Raw genomic sequence first — 17,743 nt, 5'->3', positions numbered from 1 at the left:
CTCCATGCCCCAGCCGACCTCCCGTTCCCGGGACACTCCCCTGCTCACGCTCACCGCCGACACCCTGGTCGCCGTCGACTTCAGCCCGCGTACGCGTGGCGGCACCCGCGCGAAGGGCCCGTACCGCCGCCTCTTCGATCTGCCCGGCGCCCGCGCGTTCACCGCCGGGAACCTCATCGCCCGCCTGCCGATGGGCATGTTCAGCGTGAGCGCGGTGGTGATGATCGCCGGGACCCGGGGGTCGTACGCCCTCGCCGGTGCCGTCACCGCGACGGGGCTGGCGGCGACGGCGGTGGTCGCGCCGTGGACCGCGCGCCTGGTCGACCGGTACGGGCAGGCCCGCGTCGCCCTGCCGGCCACGGTGTTCGCCGTCCTCGGCTCCCTCGCCCTGCTGCTCTGCGTCCACCACGGGGCCCCGGACTGGACCCTGTTCGCCTCCTACGCCGCCACCGCCACGACCCCCAACACCGGCGGGATGTCGCGGGCCCGCTGGGCGCACCTGCTGAAGGGGGACGCCGAGGCCCTGCACACCGCGAACTCCTTCGAGCAGGCGGCGGACGAGCTGTGCTTCATGCTCGGCCCGGTGCTCGCGGCCTTCCTGTGCGGGACGTTCTTCCCGGAGGCGGGCACCCTCGTCGGGGCCGTGCTGCTGCTGGCGGGCGTGGCGCTGTTCACCGCCCAGCGGTCGACCGAGCCGCCGGCCGCGCGGCGTTCCTCCGGGCGGGCCCCGTTCCGGGCGCCCGGGATGCGGCCGCTGCTCGCCGTCTGCCTGGCGACGGGTGCGGTGTTCGGGTCGATGGAGGTGGTGACCATCGCGTTCGCGGACGCGCGGGGGCACCGTTCGGCGGCCGGGGCGGTGCTCGCGCTCCAGGCGGCCGGTTCCTGTGCGGCGGGGCTGGTGTACGGGGCGCTGCGCCCGGCCGGGGCGTCCGCGCGGTCCCGGCTGCCGTGGTGCCTGGCCGCGATGACGGCGCTGATGGTGCTGCCGCTGCTCGCCGCCGGCCTGACCGGCTCGCTGCTGCTCCTGGCGGGGGCGCTCCTGGTCGCCGGGATGGCGACGGCCCCGACCATGGTGACCACGATGACGCTGGTCCAGCGGTACACCCCCGGGGACCGGCTGAACGAGGGCATGACGCTCGCGGTGACCGGTCTGCTCGGCGGGATCGCCTGCGGCAGCGCGGCCGGCGGCTGGACGGTGGAGCGGGTTTCGGCGGCGGCCGGGTACGGCGTCCCGGTGGCGGCGGCCGCGGCGGCCCTCCTCGTCTCCCTCGTGGTGCTCGCCCCGCCCGGGTCCCGCAACCGCTTTCCGTTCGGGCCGTCGAACCGCTCCACCGAATCCCGCGCACCCCATTGACGGCCACAAGTCCCGCACATACCTTCACCCGTCGAAGCGCTTCGACGATGTGCGGCGACTTCGGCGATCGTTTCGGTATCCCGCGGACAGTGCCAGGTGAGGACCCCCGATGGTGAAGATCACGGATGTGGCCCGGCGCGCCGGGGTCTCCCCCAGCACGGTCTCGTACGCGCTCAGCGGCAAGCGTCCGATCTCCGACGCGACCCGGCGCCGCGTCCAGGCGGCGGTGCGCGAGCTGGGCTACCGCACGGACGGCGCCGGCCGTGCCGCGCCCGGCCGCAGGTCGAGGGTGCTGGCCCTGGCGGTGCCGATGCGGTCCGGCATCCATGTGCCGGTGGTGACGCAGTTCGCGGTGTCGGTGGTCACCGCCGCCCGCGCCCACGACCACGATGTGCTGCTGCTCACCGAGGGCGAGGGCGAGGAGGGGCTGGGGCGGGTCGCCGCGGCGGGGCTGGCCGACGCGGTGATCGTGACGGACGTGCAGCTCCAGGATCCCCGGCTGCCGATGCTGCGGTCGGGGCCCTTACCGTCCGTGCTGATCGGCATGCCCGCCGAGCCGGACGGGCTGACCTGCGTCGATCTGGACTTCCGGGCGGCGGGTGAGCTGTGCGTGGACCATCTGGCCCGGCTGGGGCACCGGGTGGTGGCGCTGGTCGGCTCCCCGCCGGAGGTGTACGTGCGGCGGACCGCGTTCGCGCGGCGGCTGGTGGAGGGTTTCACCTCCGCCGCGGACCGGCACCGGCTCACCTCCGCCGTGCACCCGTGCGGGACCGGCCCGGACGCCGCCCGCGCGATCGCCGAACGGCTGGTGCGCGAGCTGCCCGCGCTGACCGGGGTGGTCGTGCACAACGAACCGCTCCTCGATCCGCTGATCGAGGCCTTCGGGCAGCTGGGGCTGCGCGTCCCCGGCGATCTGTCCCTGACCGCCGTCTGCCCGGCGCCCGTCGCCGCGTCGGCCCGCGTACCGGTCACCGCGGTGACCGTGCCGTCCACGGAACTGGGCACCCGCGCGGTGCACCTGCTGGTGCGGAAGCTGTCGGGAGCCGCCGTACCGCAGACCACCCTGCTGCCGCCCCGTCTGACGGAACGGGCGAGCACGGCACCGCGCGGGGCGTGAGGGACCGTTCCGGTCAGCCCAGTCCCCAGCCCTTGCCCAGCCGGTACGCGGCACACAGGTCCACGTCGAGGAAGTACGCCCCGGCCGTCCCGCACCGCCCGTCCCCGGTGCCGGGGTCGACGGGCTGGCCGTGCCCCATGCCGGTGAGGGCGTACGTCTCGACGACCGCATCACCGCCCGGGCCGCGGAACACCTGGTGCGGATGTCCGGCGACGGTGTCGCTGACGTCGGCGGTCCGGTCGGCGCCGTGCACGTCGGTCCACTGCTCCACCAGGTCCGTCATGTTGGCGGGCCGCACCGTGTGGTCGGCCGTGCCGTGCAGCACGGTGAGGGCGGGCCAGGGGCCGGTGTACCCGGGGCGCGCGGCCCGCACCCGGTCGCCCCACTGCGCCGGGGTCTGGGTGGCACCGACGTACATGCACACGTACGGAGATCCGGCGGCCTGCGCGCATCCGTACGGCAGTCCGGCGACGACGCCGCCCCCGGCGAACTTCTCCGGGTAGGCCGCCATCATCACGGCGGTCATCCCGCCGCCGGCGGACAGGCCGGTGACGTACACGCGCGAGACGTCGCCGGAGACGTCGGCGAGCTGCCGGTCGACCATCTGGGCGAGGGAGGCGGCCTCGCCCTGGCCGCGCCGGATGTCGGCGGTCTGGAACCAGTTGAAGCACTGGCCGGCGTTGTTGCCGCTCTGCTGCTGGGGCAGGACGACGGAGAAGCCCCAGCGGTCGGCGAGCGTGGTCCAGCCGGTGCCGGTGGCGTAGCCGGCGGCGTTCTGGGTGCAGCCGTGCAGGGCGACGACGACGGGCCGGCCGGCGGGCAGCCCGTCGGGGACGTACCGGTACATCCGCAGGGCGCCGGGGTTGCTGCCGAAGCCGGTGACCTCCTGGAGGGAGGCCGCGGCGGCGGGGGCCGGGGCGAGCAGCACGGAGAGCAGTGCTGCGAGGACGGTGAGCAGGGTCGCGGCTCTGGTCTGTGTCATGGGGAGGGAACGTAGAAGCGTGAACCACCCCCCGATATGGGTGCGGGCACCACATCGCAGCGCCGGGACCATGTGGGCGGGCATGACACAGGCCCCGCCGCTCGAAAGCGACGGGGCCTGTGCCCACAGAGGGGGTGCGGGTGGCGGAGCCCCCGCTCGCGCGGCGCGGCCGCGCGGTAACGACGAAGGTGACGTGGCCCGCGTCGTCCGCGGGCACACGTCACCAGTCGCCTTCGTGGAGATGGCGGGAATCGAACCCGCGTCCAACGGTGCGGAATCAGGGCTTCTCCGTGTGCAGTCGGCTGTGCTTTTCTCGGCCCCGGAGATCACGCCGACAAGTCTCCGACGGGCCCAGTCACTGTGTGTTTTCCCTCTTCACCCCGTGACCAGGATCAAGGTTTAGTCCCCTAGATGATGCCAGGATCCGGGTCGGGAACACCCCCGGGCTGACACTCCCTTAAGTAGGGGAGCCGCTGCTCGCTACCTGAAGATCAGGCAGCGAGGGCGAGCTCGCCCTGGGAGATGGATCGCTTGGAATTGGCGATTATTTTTTCGGCCTGTGGTTTACGAGATCATGGCCGCTTCCTCGACACGCTTCCCCTGCTTCGACAGCCGCTGTCGAAACCGATCATCCCCATGTTGATTTTTCAACCCCCCGGAGGGGGCACGCACCCTCTGTGAGGTGCAGGTGCCATCGTACGTGACCGGTACCCGACGATGCCACCGTATTAACACCGGTCATCCCGCCGTGGTACCCCGTACAACGCGGACGGGCCCCCGGCTGTTCCCGCTCAGGCCCGCTGCTTCCTGCGCACCGCGGAGATCGCCCGCTCCGTCTCGCGCCGGTCCTGCTTCTCCCGCAGCGTCTGCCGCTTGTCGTACTCCTTCTTGCCCTTGGCCAGCGCGATCTCGACCTTCGCGCGGCCGTCCTTGAAGTACAGGGCGAGCGGCACGATGGTGTGCCCGGTCTCCTGGGACTTGGACTCCAGCTTGTCGATCTCCGCGCGGTGCAGCAGCAGCTTGCGCTTGCGCCGCGCGCTGTGGTTGGTCCAGGTGCCCTGGCTGTACTCGGGGACGTGCACGTTGTGCAGCCACGCCTCGTGCCCGTCCAGCTGGACGAAGCCGTCCACCAGCGACGCCCGGCCCTGGCGCAGGGACTTCACCTCGGTGCCGGTGAGGACCAGGCCCGCCTCGTAGGTGTCGATGATGAGGTAGTCGTGCCGCGCCTTCTTGTTCTGCGCGATCAGCTTGCGCCCTTTTTCCTTAGCCATAGTGGAGCCATTTTCGCACTAGGGAGGGGGTCGACGGGAAGCCGATTACCGACGGGCCGGACGCGGGGGCCCTACCGGCCCAGGCCGCCGAGGACCGTCTCGGCCCGCTGGAGCGCCTGTTCGCCGGCCTCCAGGTCGGGGGTGAGGCCGCGGCCGTCGACCTCCCGGCCGGAGGGGGTCCGGTAGTGGCCGACGGTCAGCTCGGCGACGGAGCCGTCGGGCAGCGGGGTGGGCATCTGCACCGACCCCTTGCCGAAGGTGCGGGAACCCACGACGACCGCCCGGCCGCGGTCCTTGAGGGCGCCGGTGAGCAGTTCGGCCGCGCTCATCGTGCCGCCGTCGACGAGCGCGACCAGGGGTCTGGCGGTGTCGCCGCCCGGCTCGGCATGCAGGGCGCGCTGCTCGCCCTCGACGTCGTACGTGGCGACCAGCCCGCCGTCGAGGAAGGCGGAGGCCGCGGTGACCGCCTCGGCGACCAGGCCGCCGGGGTTGCCCCGCAGGTCGAGCACGATCCCGGAGCCGGCCGGGGCCCGGCGCACGGCGGTGCGGACCTGCTCGCCCGAGCCCTTGGTGAAGGCGCCGACCTTGATGACGGTGGCGCGGGAGGCCAGCTCGCGGACGGTGACCGTGTCCCGGGACAGGCGGGCGCGGCGCAGGGTCTCGTGCCACGCGCGCGTGCCGCGCTCCAGGCCGAGGCGGACGGTGGTGCCGGCGGGTTCGCCGGTGGTGTCGCCGCGCAGCAGGGAGACGACCTCGGTGACGGGCCGTCCGTCGACCGGCTTCCCGTCGACGCTGCGCAGCCGGTCGCCCGCGCGGATCCCGGCACCGGCCGCGGGGGTGCCGCCGCCCACCTTGGTCACCTCGATCCGGCCGTCGCGCTCGCGGGCCCACAGGCCGACGCCGGTGTACCGGCCGTCCAGGGCGTCCTCGAACTCCTCGTACTCGGCGGGCGAGTAGACGGCCGCCCAGCGGTCCCCGCTGCGGCTGACGGCCCGTCGGGCGGCCTCCAGGGGGGACGCGCCCTCGGCGGCGGCCTCCTCGGCGGCCCGGGCGACGTCGGCGTGGTGGCCGACGGGTTCGGCCGGACGGGCCCCGTCCGCCGTGGGCTCGCGGTCGGTCCCGGGCAGGTTGCCCGTGGCGGCACCGGCGACCAGCACGCCGGCGAACACCAAGGTCAGGGCGGCCCCGCGGCGGATCCGGCGGGGCTGACAGAACGGGTCACGACCTGACATGCCGGTGAGTCTAGGACAACGCGAAGGGGCGTACGGCCGGTTGGCCGCACGCCCCTTTTGGCAAGAGTCACACCTTCAGATACTTGCGCAACGCGAAGAAAGCGGCCAACGCGGGCATCAGCAGACTGGTCGCGAGGATGAGCGGCAGCTTCGTCAGTACGGCGTCCCAGCCGATGAAGTTGATCAGGTTCAGTTTCTCGGACAGGGCCAGTCCGTGGTCGATGATGAAGTACCGCGCGACGAGCAGGAATCCGCACGCGAGCGTGCCGCCGATGAGCCCGGCGACCGCGGCCTCCATGATGAACGGCGCCTGGATGTAGAAGCCGGAGGCACCGACCAGCCGCATGATGCCGGTCTCGCGCCGGCGGCTGAACGCGGAGACGCGCACCGTGTTCACGATCAGCATCAGGGCCACCACCAGCATCAGGGCCATCACCGCGCGGGCGGCCCAGTTCATGCCGTTCAGCAGCTCGAAGAGGTTGTCCAGGATGCCCTTCTGGTCCTGCACCGACTGCACGCCGTCCCGCCCGTCGAAGGCGGTCGCGATGACCTGGTACTTCTCCGGGTCCTTCAGCTTGATGCGGTACGACTCCTGCATCTGGTCCGGCGTGAGGGAGCTGGCCAGCGGCGAGTCGCCGAACTGCTCCTTGTAGTGCTTGTACGCCTCGTCCTGCGACTCGTACGTCACCGTGTCGACGACCGACATCTTCTCCAGGTCGGCCTTGATCTGGCCCTTCTGGTCGTCGGTCACCGCGCCCTTGGCGCAGTGGGGGTCGGACTCGGCGTCACTCTTGTTGCACAGGAAGATGGAGACGTTGACCTTGTCGTACCAGTAGCCCTTCATGCTGTTGACCTGGTCGCTCATCAGGAGCGACCCGCCGAACAGGGCGAGCGACAGGGCGACGGAGACGACGACCGCGAAGGTCATCGTCAGGTTGCGGCGGAGACCGACGCCGATCTCCGACAGGACGAACTGGGCGCGCATGGCGTCTGATCAAGCCTTTCCGTGGAGCGTCAGTGCTGGTAGCCGTAGACGCCGCGTGCCTGGTCGCGGACGAGACGGCCCTTCTCCAGCTCGATGACGCGCTTGCGCATCTGGTCCACGATGTTCTGGTCGTGCGTCGCCATCACCACGGTGGTGCCCGTCCGGTTGATGCGGTCGAGCAGCTTCATGATGCCGACGGAGGTCTGCGGGTCGAGGTTGCCGGTGGGCTCGTCGCAGATGAGCAGCTTGGGCCGGTTGACGAAGGCCCGCGCGATGGCCACGCGCTGCTGCTCACCGCCGGAGAGCTCGCCCGGCATGCGGTCCTCCTTGCCGCCGAGCCCGACGAGGTCGAGCACCTGCGGCACGGACTTGCGGATCTCGCCGCGCGACTTGCCGATGACCTCCTGCGCGAAGGCGACGTTCTCGGCGACCGTCTTGTTCGGCAGCAGGCGGAAGTCCTGGAACACCGTCCCCAGCTGGCGCCGGATCTGCGGCACCTTCCAGTTGGAGACGCGGGCGAGGTCCTTGCCCAGGACGTGCACCTGTCCGTGGCTGGCCCGCTCCTCGCGGAGGATCAGCCGCAGGAAGGTGGACTTTCCGGAGCCGGAGGACCCCACGAGGAACACGAACTCGCCCTTCTCCACTTCCAGGGAGACATCCCTGAGTGCAGGACGGTTCTGCTTGGGGTAGGCCTTGGACACGTTGTCGAATCGGATCACGGATGCACCACGGGTAGCCGGGGGTAGATGAGCGTGACCATACGCGAAGCGGAAGGACGACCGCAGTCACCGTCCGGGGTTGCGCGACACTTGCGCCCTATGTGACGGATGTGCGGGGCCCCTGATGTGGCCGGTACGGCCCGGGGGGCGCGGTGCGGGGCGCAGGGGCCCGCGCCGATCGCCGCGGAACCTGGCACAGTGGAGGGGAACGTTCACGGGGCCGTGGGCGTTGTGTCCATGGAACCGGTGCGAGGAGGGCGAGCGCATGACGTACGACCGGCTGGTGTGCGCGAACTGCGCCGCGCCCGTGAGCGAGGGCCGGTGCCCGGTGTGCCGTGCGAACCGCGAGCGGCTGCAGCAGGGGAACTTCTTCGCGGGGCTGAACCCGATGGCGCTGATCGCCCTGCTGGCCGTACTGGTCGCGGCGGTGGCGCTGCTCGCCCACCAGACCGCCTGACGGCGGCCCCAGGGACACGACGAAGGGCCCGGAGCGCGGTGGCGCTCCGGGCCCTTCGGCCTACGTCATGCGTACGGTGCGTACGCGCGCGGCCACCGTCAGGCGGCGGCGCCGCCGCGGCCGGTCATCAGGCGCGGCAGCACCCGGAAGCCGATACCGCCGGCGATCATCGTGGCGGCGCCGATCACCAGGAAGGTGGTCTCGGCGGCACCGGTCTCGGCGAGCTCCTCACCGCTGCCCTGGGCCGACGTGGCGGGGGCTTCCTCGCCGGTGTCGGTGAGGGCCGAGGAGCCCTGCTCCTGGGTCGAGGCGCCACCGTCGGGGTCGGCGGCGTTGCCGCCACCGTTGCCTCCGCCGTTGCCGTTCCCGTTGCCGTTGCCGTTCCCGTTGCCCGGGTTCTCGGAGGGCTCCTCGATGGGCTCTTCCGGCTCGGTGGGCTCGGTGGGCTCCTCCGGCTCGGTCGGGTCCGTCGGGTCGGTGGGAACCTCGGGGTCCGTCGGGTCCGTCGGGATCTCCGGGTCCGTGGGGATCCCGGGGTCCGTCGGGTCGGTCGGGTCCGTCGGGTCGTCGGGGATCTCGGTCGGCGGGTCCGTGGGCTCCTCGGGGTCGTCGAGGTCGGCCTCGAGGCCGAGGCCGAGCCCGTTCTCGTTCGCCTCGGCGCTCACGCCGATGTCGAGTGCGGAGGCCGCGCCGGCCGCCGTCAGCGAGGCACCGGCCGCGATCACGGCGCCCGCCGCGATCCGAGCGACACGGATCCGCGTCTTCTTGGTCATGTGGTTGCTACCCCCAGTAGCTCATCGTCAATGAGGCGGCGCCCGGGGCCGTGATCAACGGGGGTTGCTGCGATGGAAAAACGCCCCCCGGTTCACATGCGCCCCAGAGATACGCATGCCACGCTTCACCCTTCCCATTTTTCAAAAGGACGTCAAGGCCGTTGCGTACGCGATGTCCAACAACGCACGCTTTGCGGGCCGGTGGAGGTGTGAGTGTGATGTAAAACCCAGACATCCCCGACAGGAAAAGGCAACCGCCGCCCCAAGGGCGGCAGTTGCCTTGTCGACAAAGCGGTGACGGGGCGCGGAGTTACTTCTCCTGCTGCTTGCGCCAGCGAATTCCGGCCTCCAGGAAACCGTCGATCTCGCCGTTGAACACGGACTCCGGGTTGCCGACCTCGTGCTCCGTGCGCAGGTCCTTGACCATCTGGTACGGGTGCAGCACGTACGAACGCATCTGGTTGCCCCAGGAGTTGCCGCCGTCGCCCTTGAGGGCGTCCATCTTGGCCTGCTCCTCCTGGCGGCGCCGCTCCAGGAGCTTGGCCTGGAGGACGTTCATCGCGGTGGCCTTGTTCTGGATCTGGGAGCGCTCGTTCTGGCAGGAGACCACGATGCCGGTGGGGAGGTGGGTGAGCCGCACCGCGGAGTCGGTGGTGTTCACGCCCTGACCGCCGGGACCGGACGACCGGTACACGTCCACCCGCAGCTCGGACTCGTCGATCTCGATGTGGTCGGTCTGCTCGACCACGGGGAGGATCTCGACGCCCGCGAAGGAGGTCTGGCGGCGGCCCTGGTTGTCGAAGGGCGAGATGCGCACGAGGCGGTGCGTGCCCTGCTCCACGGAGAGGGTGCCGTAGGCGTAGGGCGCCTGGACGGAGAAGGTGGTCGACTTGATGCCGGCCTCCTCCGCGTACGACGTCTCGATCAGCTCGGTCTTGTAGCCCTTCTGCTCCGCCCAGCGCAGGTACATCCGCTGCAGCTTCTCGGCGAAGTCGGCCGCGTCGACGCCGCCGGCCTCGGCGCGGATGTTGACCAGCGCCTCGCGGGAGTCGTACTCGCCGCTGAGCAGCGTGCGGACCTCCATCTCGTCCAGCGCCTTCTTGACGAGGACGAGCTCCGACTCGGCCTCCGCGCGGGTGTCCGGGTCGTCCTCCTCCTCGGCCATCTCGAAGAGCACGGCGAGATCGTCGATCCGTCCGCGCAGCGCCTCGGTCTTGCGCACCTCGGCCTGGAGGTGGGACAGCTTGCTGGTGATCTTCTGCGCCTCGTCCGGGTTGTCCCACAGGGACGGCGCGGCCGCCTGCTCCTCGAGCACGGCGATGTCTGCCCTCAGCTTGTCGAGGTCCAGAACGGCCTCGATCGACTCCATGGTCGAGGAGAGGGACTTGAGCTCTTCGGATACATCGACGACTGCCACGCCTCCAGCGTAACGGCTCCGCCGACCGGCCCACGCCGGGCACGGGCCGGTGCCACACGGCGCGGCACGGGACGGCGGCCCGCCGCGGGGCGGGCGGGGCGGGCGCCCGGGAGGGGCCGGGGGGGGTGGGCCCGGGTGTCAGGGGGTGGCCGGGGCCGAGTTCCCGGAGTCCTGCGGGGGCGCGGTGTCGTCGTCCGCGGCGGCCAGCCAGGTGCCCACGCCCGCCGCCGCCAGGACCACCGCCGCCACGGCGAGGGCCAGCCGGCGCCGGCGGGTGACCGCGCGGTTGCGGGCCGAGCCGGGGCGCGGGGAGCCCGCCGCGCGGGGTGCGCGGGCGGTGCCGCGGGCGCCGCCGGCCAGCTCGTCGGGGGCGGGCACCCGCATCGACGTATGGGTGTCGCGGTTGGAGTCGGCCGGCCTGGCGCCCGGCACCAGCGGGACCGCGCCACGGCGGCGCACCGGCTTCCCGGCGGCCGGGGGCGGGGCGGACTGCGGGGTGTCGTCCGCCGCCTCCTCCGCCGGTTCCGTCTCCGGCTCGTCCACGTCGAGCGGCGGCATCCCCTCCAGCATCGGCAGCAGCTCCCGCAGCCGCGCGCCCAGCTCCGAGGCGCGCAGCCGCGACGCGGGGGCCTTCGCCAGGCACTGCACCAGCAGCTGCCACAGCTCGTCCGGGATGCCCGGGAGCGGGACGACCGTCTCGGTGACGTGGCGGCGCAGGACGGCGCCCGGGTGGCCGCCGCCGAACGGCGTGAAGCCCGCGAGCAGCTCGTAGAGGACCGTGGCCAGCGCGTAGATGTCCACCGACGCGCGCGGCGGCAGGCCCTCCACGATCTCCGGGGCCAGGTAGTCCGGCGTCCCGATGATCTTCGTGGCGCGGGTGCGGCGCGGGGTGTCGATGAGTTTCGCCACGCCGAAGTCGGTGAGCAGGGCGCGGTGCGAGCCTCCGGGACCGAGCGGGCCCTGCATGTCCAGCAGCACGTTCTCCGGCTTCACGTCCCGGTGCACGACGCCCGCCGCGTGGGCCGCCGCCAGCCCGTCGGCGACGTCGGCGGCGATCGCCACCGCGGCCTCCGGGGCGAGCCTGCGGTCCCGGTCGAGGCGGGTGCGCAGGTCCGTGCCCCGGACGAGGTCCATGACCAGCGCGAGGTCGTTGCCGTCGACCACCAGGTCGCGCACCGAGACGACGTGCGGGTGCTCCAGACCGAGCAGCGCCGTCCGCTCCTGCACGAAGCGGCCGACGAGCTCCTGGTCCGAGGAGAGATCCTCACGCAGCAGCTTGATGGCGACGGGCCCGTCGGGGCCCTCGCCCAGCCACACCGTCCCGGCGCTGCCCCGCCCGAGGATCTGGTGGGCGGTGTACCGGCTGCCGATTCTCCGTGCCAAGACTGCTCCTACCGACGCGTGTTGTCGCCCAAGCTACGCGTCCGGGGAGCCGGCCTTCACCGCGGATCCGGAAATCGGCCCCCGAATGTCGACAAATCAGCAAACAGGCTCAGTTCGTCCCGGAGGTTCCCGAGGGCTCCGAGGGGCCGCCCAGCTCGTCGATCCAGCCGGTCACCGTGCCGAACCAGTCGGAGAGCTGCTCCCAGTAGCCCTTGCCGGTGCCGATCCAGTCCTGGAGCGGGCTCAGCTCCCAGATCAGCCATCCCGCGACGAACAGGATGACGATCGTGAACAGGCAGCCCTTGAGGCAGCCGAGGCCGGGGATCCGCATCGGGTTGGCGCCGCGCTGCCGCGGCGCACGGGCCGGGGCCTGCGGCTCCGGCGCCGGCGCGTACCGCTGGGGCTGCGGCTGCCGGGGCCGCTGGGGCTGCGGTGGCGGCTGGGGCGGGGCGTACTGCTGCGGCTGGTGCTGCTGCTGGTGCTGCTGCGGGTGGCCGTAGCCGGGGCCGGGCTGCGGCTGGGGGCGTCCCTGCGGCGGCTGCTGCTGGGGCCGGGCGACCTGCCGCTGGGGGCGGCGGCGCAGCGGGTCCTGGTTCGGGTCGAGGTACTGGACCTGGGTCTGCTCGTTGCGGTCGCGGGCCGCGCGCAGCTGGTTCTGCCAGGGGTGCGGGTCCTCGGGGCCGGGCCCGCCGGACTGCCCCGGCTGCCCGGGCGGCACCGGCGGCAGCACGGCGGTGGGGTCGGCGGCGCCGGCCGGTCCGCCGGTCTGGGGCAGGACGCTGGTGGCGCCGTTGGGGTCGTAGGCGCCCGCGCCGTGCGGCAGCACCTGCGTCGGGTCGGCGTCGCCGCCGGGCACGCCCGGCACCGGCGCGGGGGCCGGGTCGGGGGCGAGGAGCACACCGACGTTCTCGGCGGCGGCGATCTGCCCCGAGTTCGCGTGCACGCCGATGCCGTCGGCGACGACGCGCAGGCCGCGGGCGAGGTTCTCGGCGCTGGGCCGCTCGTCGGGGTTCTTGCGCAGGCAGCGCTCGATGACCGTCCACAGCGGGTCGGGGACCGTGGAGGGGCGGCGCGGTTCGGCGCTCAGGTGCTGGTGCAGCACCTCCAGCGCGGAGCCGCCGGAGAACGGCGGACGGCCGGTGACCAGCTCGTACAGCAGGATGCCGGCGCCGTAGATGTCCACGGCGGAGGTCTGCGGGCGGCCCTCGGCGGACTCGGGGGCGATGTAGGCGGGCGTGCCGACGAACTCGTGGGTGCGGGTCAGGCCCGGGGAGTCGGCGAGGCGGGCGATGCCGAAGTCGGTCAGCATCGGGTGCATCTCGCCGCCCTGCTGCCTGAGCAGGACGTTGGCGGGCTTCAGGTCGCGGTGGACCACGCCGTCGGCGTGGCTGGCGCCGAGCGCGTCGGCGATCTGCGCGGTCAGCAACGCGGCGGCCACGGGGGTGAACGGGCCGTTCTCGCGCAGGTGGCGGTGCAGGTCGGGACCGTCGATGAGGTCCATGACCAAGGCCAGCAGATCGCCCTCGACCACCAGGTCGCGGACCCGGACGATGTTGGGGTGGGTGAGCCGCAGCAGCACGGACCGCTCGCGCAGGAACCGCATCACGACGTCGGCGTCGTTGGCGAGCTCCTCCTTGAGGACCTTGATCGCGACGGTCTCGCCGGGCTGTCCGGGCACGGCCGCCTCGGCACCCGCGGTCTCGCGCTGGCGGGCTCGCCAGACGGTGCCCGTGGCGCCGCGTCCGAGCGGCTCCTCGAGCAGGTACTTGCTGCCGACTGGCCGCACGTCACGCACTCCCTGCTGATTGCTTGGCGCACACCGTGGTCCACCGTGCTACGGAATGTTCCGCCCCACTGTAGTGCCGCCGCGCGGGATACCGGCCGGTCGACTTCGACCTCGTCCGCGCGGGGGCCTCGTTCACCGGTTCCCGTCCCTGTTCGGAGGTTCGAAGGAAAGACGCTGAACCCGGTCCGTCGGTTGCCGCACACCGGAAGTGGCCGATCTCGAATGGGCTTGAAACGATCACCTGCCCGTCACCTGTCAGGCATTTTTGAGGGCAGAGCCGACCAATCAAGATCATTCGATGCCGGAGGGCGGGCGCGTTGTCGGTGGCAGGTGCGAGGATGCCTCCCAGTTACTGGCCGTACGTGCGCGTGTGGTGGTGGGGGTAGTCCGCGGCGGGGGACCGCGGGGCGGCTTCGTTCCCCCGTTGTCGCGGGCGCTCGCGCAGAAGGGACCGCTGACGGCGATGCAGATCCGGCTGACCGTCGTAGACCCGCTCGGCCCCTCCTCCCCCGCGCGGGAGCGGGCCGCGAGCTGCGACGTACTGGTCACGGCGCCCGCGGGCACGGCCCTGGCCGCCGTCGCCTCCGCCCTGGCCTCCGCGGTCGCCGGCGGGGACGGCACCTCCGGCTCCTCGGGCACTCCGGTGCTGTACGCCGGTGACCAGCGGCTGGACGCCCAGCGGTGCACGCTCGGCGAGCCGCCGCTGATCGACGGCGCGGTGCTGGCCGTGGGCGCCCCGGGCGAGCCCGAGCCGCATCCCGAGCTGGACGACACCCCGACCCGGCTGCATGTCGTCGCCGGTCCCGACGCGGGCGGTGTGCACCTGCTGCACGGCGGGGAGATCCGCATAGGCCGGTCCGCCGACGCCGATGTGCCGCTCGACGACCCCGACGTCTCCCGGCTGCACTGCGCGGTGACGGTCGGCTCCGACGGCCGCGTCTCGGTCGCCGACCTCGGCTCCACCAACGGCACCACGCTGGACGGGCGGCGGGTGGGTCCGCGCCCGGTCCGGCTGGCCCCGGGAGCGCTCCTGCGCATCGGTGAGTCGGCCCTGCGCCTGACCCCGGCCGCGGGCCCCCGGGCGCGGGCGGCCACCACGCCGGACGGGGAGGGGCACGTCCGGGTGCTGGGCCCGCGGCGCGGCCCGGACACCGGCGCGCCCGTCCACGGGCCCGGGGCGGCACCGATGGCGCCCACCCATCACTCGTACGGCTCCGGCGGTTCCTGGGCCGCCCCCGCGCGGGGCGCGGAACGGGACCCGGGGGGCGCGCAGGACGCCCGCGACTCCCTCGGCTCCCGTGCGACCGGGGACGGTCGGGGCGACGGCTCGGCGCGGGGGCCGCAGGTGCCGGGGCAGGGCGGCGCGCCCGGGATCGAGCACCGCGGGACCGGCGCCGGAGGGCGCGTGGTGCACACGGTCGCCCGGGGTGACGTACCCCGCTTCCCCGACGGGCGCCGCGTCCCGCAGCCGCCGTCGTCCGCCGACCGGGAGACGCACGCCGGACGCTCCGGAGTGGGCCCGCACCCTGCGGAGCCGGGCGGCGCCACCGGACATCATCCCGCCGGTCCCGCCTTCGACGGGGGCGATCCGGCCTCCGGGGCCACTGCGGGCCGCCCGGGCGCCGGCCGCGCTCCGGGCCGTGACGCCGGCGGTCCGGCCGTCCCGCCGACCGATCGGACCCCCGCCGCCCCGCCGGACCACCGCACCGCGCCCTCCGCCTCACCGTCACCCGCCCCGGACCATCGCACCGCGCCCGTCCCCTCACCCGACCCGCGCACCGCACCCTCCCCCGCCCCCGACCGTCTCACCGGACCCACCACGGGCCCCGCCACCGGTCACATGCCCGCCGCCCCGTACGGCGGGGAACACTCCGCCGCCCCCTACGGCGGGGACCACTCCGTCCCCCACGGCGAGGACCGCTCCACCGCCCCCCGCCCCGGCACCCGCAAGGGCACCCCCGTCCGCGGTACCGACCTCCCCCGGCCGCCCGCCGGACGCAAGCGCGGCGGGCTCACCGCCTGGGCGCGGCGGCTGGCCGGCGGACGGCAGGAACCGGAGGCCGCGGCGGCCGCGCACGGCGCGGCGGACCCCGGTGCCGTGCCCGAAACCGCCCCGGCCGCCCCCGCCGCGCCCGAGACCTGGCCCGACCCCGCCACGCTGCTGCTGACCGCGCTGGGCCCCGGACCCCGGCTGTGGGAGCGCGGCCCTGGCCACCCGGAGGCACTGGCGGTGCGGCTCGGCACGGCGGACCGGCCCGCGCCGGACGGCTCCGGTCTGCTGCCCGCCGTACCCGTCACCACGGGGCTGCGCGAGGTCGGCGCGCTGGGGCTGGCCGGCCCGCGCGAGCGGCTCGCCGGACTGGCCCGCGCGGTGCTGGCCCAGCTCGCCGCGCTGCACTCCCCCGACTCCCTGGAGATCGTGCTGATCGCCGCGGACCCCTCCCGGCCCCTGGCGGAGCGCACCGCCGAGTGGTCCTGGCTGGGCTGGCTGCCGCACGTGCGCCCCGGCCACGGCCAGGACTGCCGCCTGCTGCTCGCCCACGACCCCGAGCAGGCCACGGCCCGCGCGGAGGAACTGCTGCGCCGGCTGGCGGACCACGACCACGCGGCCGCGGCCGGCCCGGCCGCCCCCCTCATACCGGTGGCCCGGGACGGGGGGCCGTACACCGTGGTCGTCGTGGACGGCGATCCGGGCGCCCCCGATGTGCGCGAGGCCGTGGCACGGCTGGCGCTGGAGGGGCCGCGGGCCGGGATCCACCTGCTGTGCCTCGCCGAGACCGCCGCCGCCTCCCCGGCGTCCCCGGTGACGGAGACGTACGAGGCGGCCTGCGCGGTGGCGCCGGCGTTCCGGTCGTGCGGGGCGGTCGCCCTGCTCAGCGGGGACGTGGCGACCGCGCTGCGGCTGCTGCGAGTGGCCGCGACCGGCGCGGGGACGGTGCCCGGCCCCGTCGGGCACGGCACCCTCGCCACCGTCGACGCGGTCTCCCCCGCCTGGGCCGAGCGGTTCGCGCGGGCGCTGGCCCCGCTGCGCACGGACGGCACCGGCGCCGAGCGGCACGCGCGTGTGTCGGCGCCGTTGCCGCAGTCGGCGCGGCTGCTGGACGAGCTGGGCCTGGCCCGGGCCACCCCCGCCTCGCTGATGGCCCGTTGGGCGGACGCGGCGGACGACACGGAGGCGCTCGGCGGACGCGTCACCGCCATACTGGGCGCCGGACCGCGCGGCCCCGTCACCGCCGACCTCGCCGCCGACGGACCGCACCTGCTGGTCGAGGGGCCGCCCGGCAGCGGCCGTACGGAACTGCTGCGGGCCCTCGTCGCCTCGCTGGCCGCCGCCGAGCGTCCCGACCGGCTGGGCATCGTGCTGGTCGACGGCCGGGGCACCCCGGCGGCGGGCGCCCCGCACGGTGAGGGCCTGCGGGTCTGCACGGACGTACCGCACGTCACCACGCACCTCTCCGCCAACGACCCGGTGCGGATGCGGGAATTCGCGCAGTCCCTGAGCGCCGAGCTGAAGCGGCGGGCGGAGCTGCTGGGCCGGTCGGACTTCGCGGAGTGGCACACCGGCCGCACCCTGTCGGACCGCATGGTCGCCCAGCGCACGGCCGCCTCCCGCACGGCGGGGGCCGGTGAGCAGAACGGCGACCTCGACACCCCGCCCAGTTCGACGCTGCGGCTGCGGCCGGGAGCGGACCGGCGCAAGACGCAGGCCGCGCCGCCGCTGCCCCGGCTGGTGGTGGTCGTGGACGACCTGGACGCGCTGGTCTCCCCGGCGCTCGGCTCCCCGGGGCGGCCCGCGGCCGGTTCGGTGCTGCGGGCCCTGGAGGCGGTGGCGCGCGACGGCGAGCGGCTGGGCGTGCACCTGGTGTCGGCCACCGGCCCCTGCGCCCGGACGGCGCGGACCGAGCCGGCCCGGCAGGCGTCGCTGCGGGTCACGCTGGACGCGCCGGTGACCGGGGGCGGCCCGGAGGACCCGGCGCCCGGGCGGGGGCGGCTGGCCCACCCGGACGGGCGGGAGACGGCGTTCCAGGGCGGCCGGGTCACCGGCCGCATCCCCCGGACGGCGACCCTGCGGCCGACGGTCGTCCCTCTGGAGTGGCACCGCATGGGCGACCCCCCGGCCCGCCGCCAGGTCCGCGAACTCGGCAACGGGCCCACCGATCTGGCCCTGCTCGCCAGCGCGTTGGAGCGGGCGGCCCGCCAGGTGTCGGCGGCGGAGGTCCCGTCGCTGCTCTGACCCGGCACGCCTGCCACCCGCCCCCGCTCCCTC

Annotated in this window: 13 protein-coding genes and 1 other RNA gene; 4 read left to right on the top strand and 10 right to left on the bottom strand. The window is 74.1% G+C overall.

Features of this window, described 5'->3' with window-relative positions:
• Positions 1–4: 4 nt before the first annotated feature.
• Together FHX78_RS20900 and FHX78_RS20895 are read left to right on the top strand one after the other, a co-directional pair.
• On the top strand, positions 5–1,354 hold the full coding sequence (locus FHX78_RS20900; RefSeq protein ID WP_145868950.1) for an MFS transporter: 1,350 nt from the start codon (positions 5–7) through the stop codon (positions 1,352–1,354).
• Positions 1,355–1,463: 109 nt separating this feature from the next.
• Positions 1,464–2,471, top strand: coding sequence for a LacI family DNA-binding transcriptional regulator (locus tag FHX78_RS20895; protein WP_145868949.1), 1,008 nt, complete (start codon positions 1,464–1,466; stop codon positions 2,469–2,471).
• A 13-nt stretch (positions 2,472–2,484) separates the two neighbouring features.
• Here FHX78_RS20895 and FHX78_RS20890 read toward each other — a convergent pair whose 3' ends face one another.
• The 6 genes from FHX78_RS20890 to ftsE all read right to left on the bottom strand — a co-directional run bounded on the left by FHX78_RS20890 (position 2,485) and on the right by ftsE (position 7,660).
• On the bottom strand, positions 2,485–3,453 hold the full coding sequence (locus tag FHX78_RS20890) for an extracellular catalytic domain type 1 short-chain-length polyhydroxyalkanoate depolymerase (RefSeq protein WP_145868948.1): 969 nt from the start codon (positions 3,451–3,453) through the stop codon (positions 2,485–2,487).
• A gap of 233 nt (positions 3,454–3,686) precedes the next feature.
• Positions 3,687–4,089, bottom strand: a transfer-messenger RNA (tmRNA) gene (gene ssrA / locus FHX78_RS20885).
• A 155-nt stretch (positions 4,090–4,244) separates the two neighbouring features.
• Positions 4,245–4,724, bottom strand: coding sequence for an SsrA-binding protein SmpB (gene smpB, locus FHX78_RS20880; protein WP_145868947.1), 480 nt, complete (start codon positions 4,722–4,724; stop codon positions 4,245–4,247).
• Between the two features lie 71 nt (positions 4,725–4,795).
• Entirely contained in the window at positions 4,796–5,956 is a 1,161-nt protein-coding gene (locus FHX78_RS20875; protein WP_167531810.1) for a S41 family peptidase, read from the bottom strand.
• Positions 5,957–6,023: 67 nt separating this feature from the next.
• The gene (gene ftsX / locus FHX78_RS20870; protein WP_145868946.1) at positions 6,024–6,941 is read right to left on the bottom strand and encodes a permease-like cell division protein FtsX; all 918 of its coding nucleotides are present in this window, start codon (positions 6,939–6,941) and stop codon (positions 6,024–6,026) included.
• Between the two features lie 29 nt (positions 6,942–6,970).
• The gene (ftsE, locus tag FHX78_RS20865) at positions 6,971–7,660 is read right to left on the bottom strand and encodes a cell division ATP-binding protein FtsE (protein ID WP_030224873.1); all 690 of its coding nucleotides are present in this window, start codon (positions 7,658–7,660) and stop codon (positions 6,971–6,973) included.
• Between the two features lie 265 nt (positions 7,661–7,925).
• Between ftsE and FHX78_RS20860 the strand changes: the two genes are divergently transcribed.
• Positions 7,926–8,117, top strand: a complete 192-nt coding sequence (locus tag FHX78_RS20860; protein ID WP_145868945.1) for a hypothetical protein — start codon at positions 7,926–7,928, stop codon at positions 8,115–8,117.
• Between the two features lie 98 nt (positions 8,118–8,215).
• On the opposite strand, the gene FHX78_RS37535 is transcribed toward FHX78_RS20860, so the two are convergent.
• From FHX78_RS37535 to FHX78_RS20840, 4 genes are all read right to left on the bottom strand, one after another.
• The gene (locus FHX78_RS37535; protein WP_145868944.1) at positions 8,216–8,890 is read right to left on the bottom strand and encodes a hypothetical protein; all 675 of its coding nucleotides are present in this window, start codon (positions 8,888–8,890) and stop codon (positions 8,216–8,218) included.
• Positions 8,891–9,200: 310 nt separating this feature from the next.
• Entirely contained in the window at positions 9,201–10,307 is a 1,107-nt protein-coding gene (prfB, locus tag FHX78_RS20850; RefSeq protein ID WP_145868943.1) for a peptide chain release factor 2, read from the bottom strand.
• 138 nt (positions 10,308–10,445) lie between these two features.
• Positions 10,446–11,690 (bottom strand): serine/threonine-protein kinase, encoded by a 1,245-nt coding sequence (locus FHX78_RS20845; RefSeq protein ID WP_145868942.1) that lies wholly within the window; start codon positions 11,688–11,690, stop codon positions 10,446–10,448.
• 109 nt (positions 11,691–11,799) lie between these two features.
• Positions 11,800–13,476, bottom strand: coding sequence for a serine/threonine-protein kinase (locus FHX78_RS20840; protein WP_145868941.1), 1,677 nt, complete (start codon positions 13,474–13,476; stop codon positions 11,800–11,802).
• A gap of 463 nt (positions 13,477–13,939) precedes the next feature.
• On the opposite strand from FHX78_RS20840, the gene FHX78_RS20835 reads away from it, so the two are divergent.
• A complete protein-coding gene (locus FHX78_RS20835) occupies positions 13,940–17,710 on the top strand; it encodes an FHA domain-containing protein (protein WP_145872086.1) in 3,771 nt (1,256 codons plus the stop codon).
• Positions 17,711–17,743 lie beyond the last annotated feature (33 nt).

The organism is Streptomyces capillispiralis (assembly GCF_007829875.1).
GTDB classification, from domain to species: domain Bacteria; phylum Actinomycetota; class Actinomycetes; order Streptomycetales; family Streptomycetaceae; genus Streptomyces; species Streptomyces capillispiralis.
Note: the sequence above shows the minus strand (reverse complement) of the source record. Positions and strands in the feature narration are given on the sequence as shown.

Excerpts from the sequence above, each read along its gene's own strand:
- FHX78_RS20900 (WP_145868950.1), top strand. The coding sequence starts at position 5 with ATGCCCCAGCCGACCTCCCGTTCCCGGGACACTCCCCTGCTCACGCTC.
- FHX78_RS20895 (WP_145868949.1), top strand. The coding sequence starts at position 1,464 with ATGGTGAAGATCACGGATGTGGCCCGGCGCGCCGGGGTCTCCCCCAGC.
- FHX78_RS20890 (WP_145868948.1), bottom strand. The coding sequence starts at position 3,453 with ATGACACAGACCAGAGCCGCGACCCTGCTCACCGTCCTCGCAGCACTG.
- smpB (WP_145868947.1), bottom strand. The coding sequence starts at position 4,724 with ATGGCTAAGGAAAAAGGGCGCAAGCTGATCGCGCAGAACAAGAAGGCG.
- FHX78_RS20875 (WP_167531810.1), bottom strand. The coding sequence starts at position 5,956 with ATGTCAGGTCGTGACCCGTTCTGTCAGCCCCGCCGGATCCGCCGCGGG.
- ftsX (WP_145868946.1), bottom strand. The coding sequence starts at position 6,941 with ATGCGCGCCCAGTTCGTCCTGTCGGAGATCGGCGTCGGTCTCCGCCGC.
- FHX78_RS20860 (WP_145868945.1), top strand. The coding sequence starts at position 7,926 with ATGACGTACGACCGGCTGGTGTGCGCGAACTGCGCCGCGCCCGTGAGC.
- FHX78_RS37535 (WP_145868944.1), bottom strand. The coding sequence starts at position 8,890 with ATGACCAAGAAGACGCGGATCCGTGTCGCTCGGATCGCGGCGGGCGCC.
- FHX78_RS20835 (WP_145872086.1), top strand. The coding sequence starts at position 13,940 with ATGCAGATCCGGCTGACCGTCGTAGACCCGCTCGGCCCCTCCTCCCCC.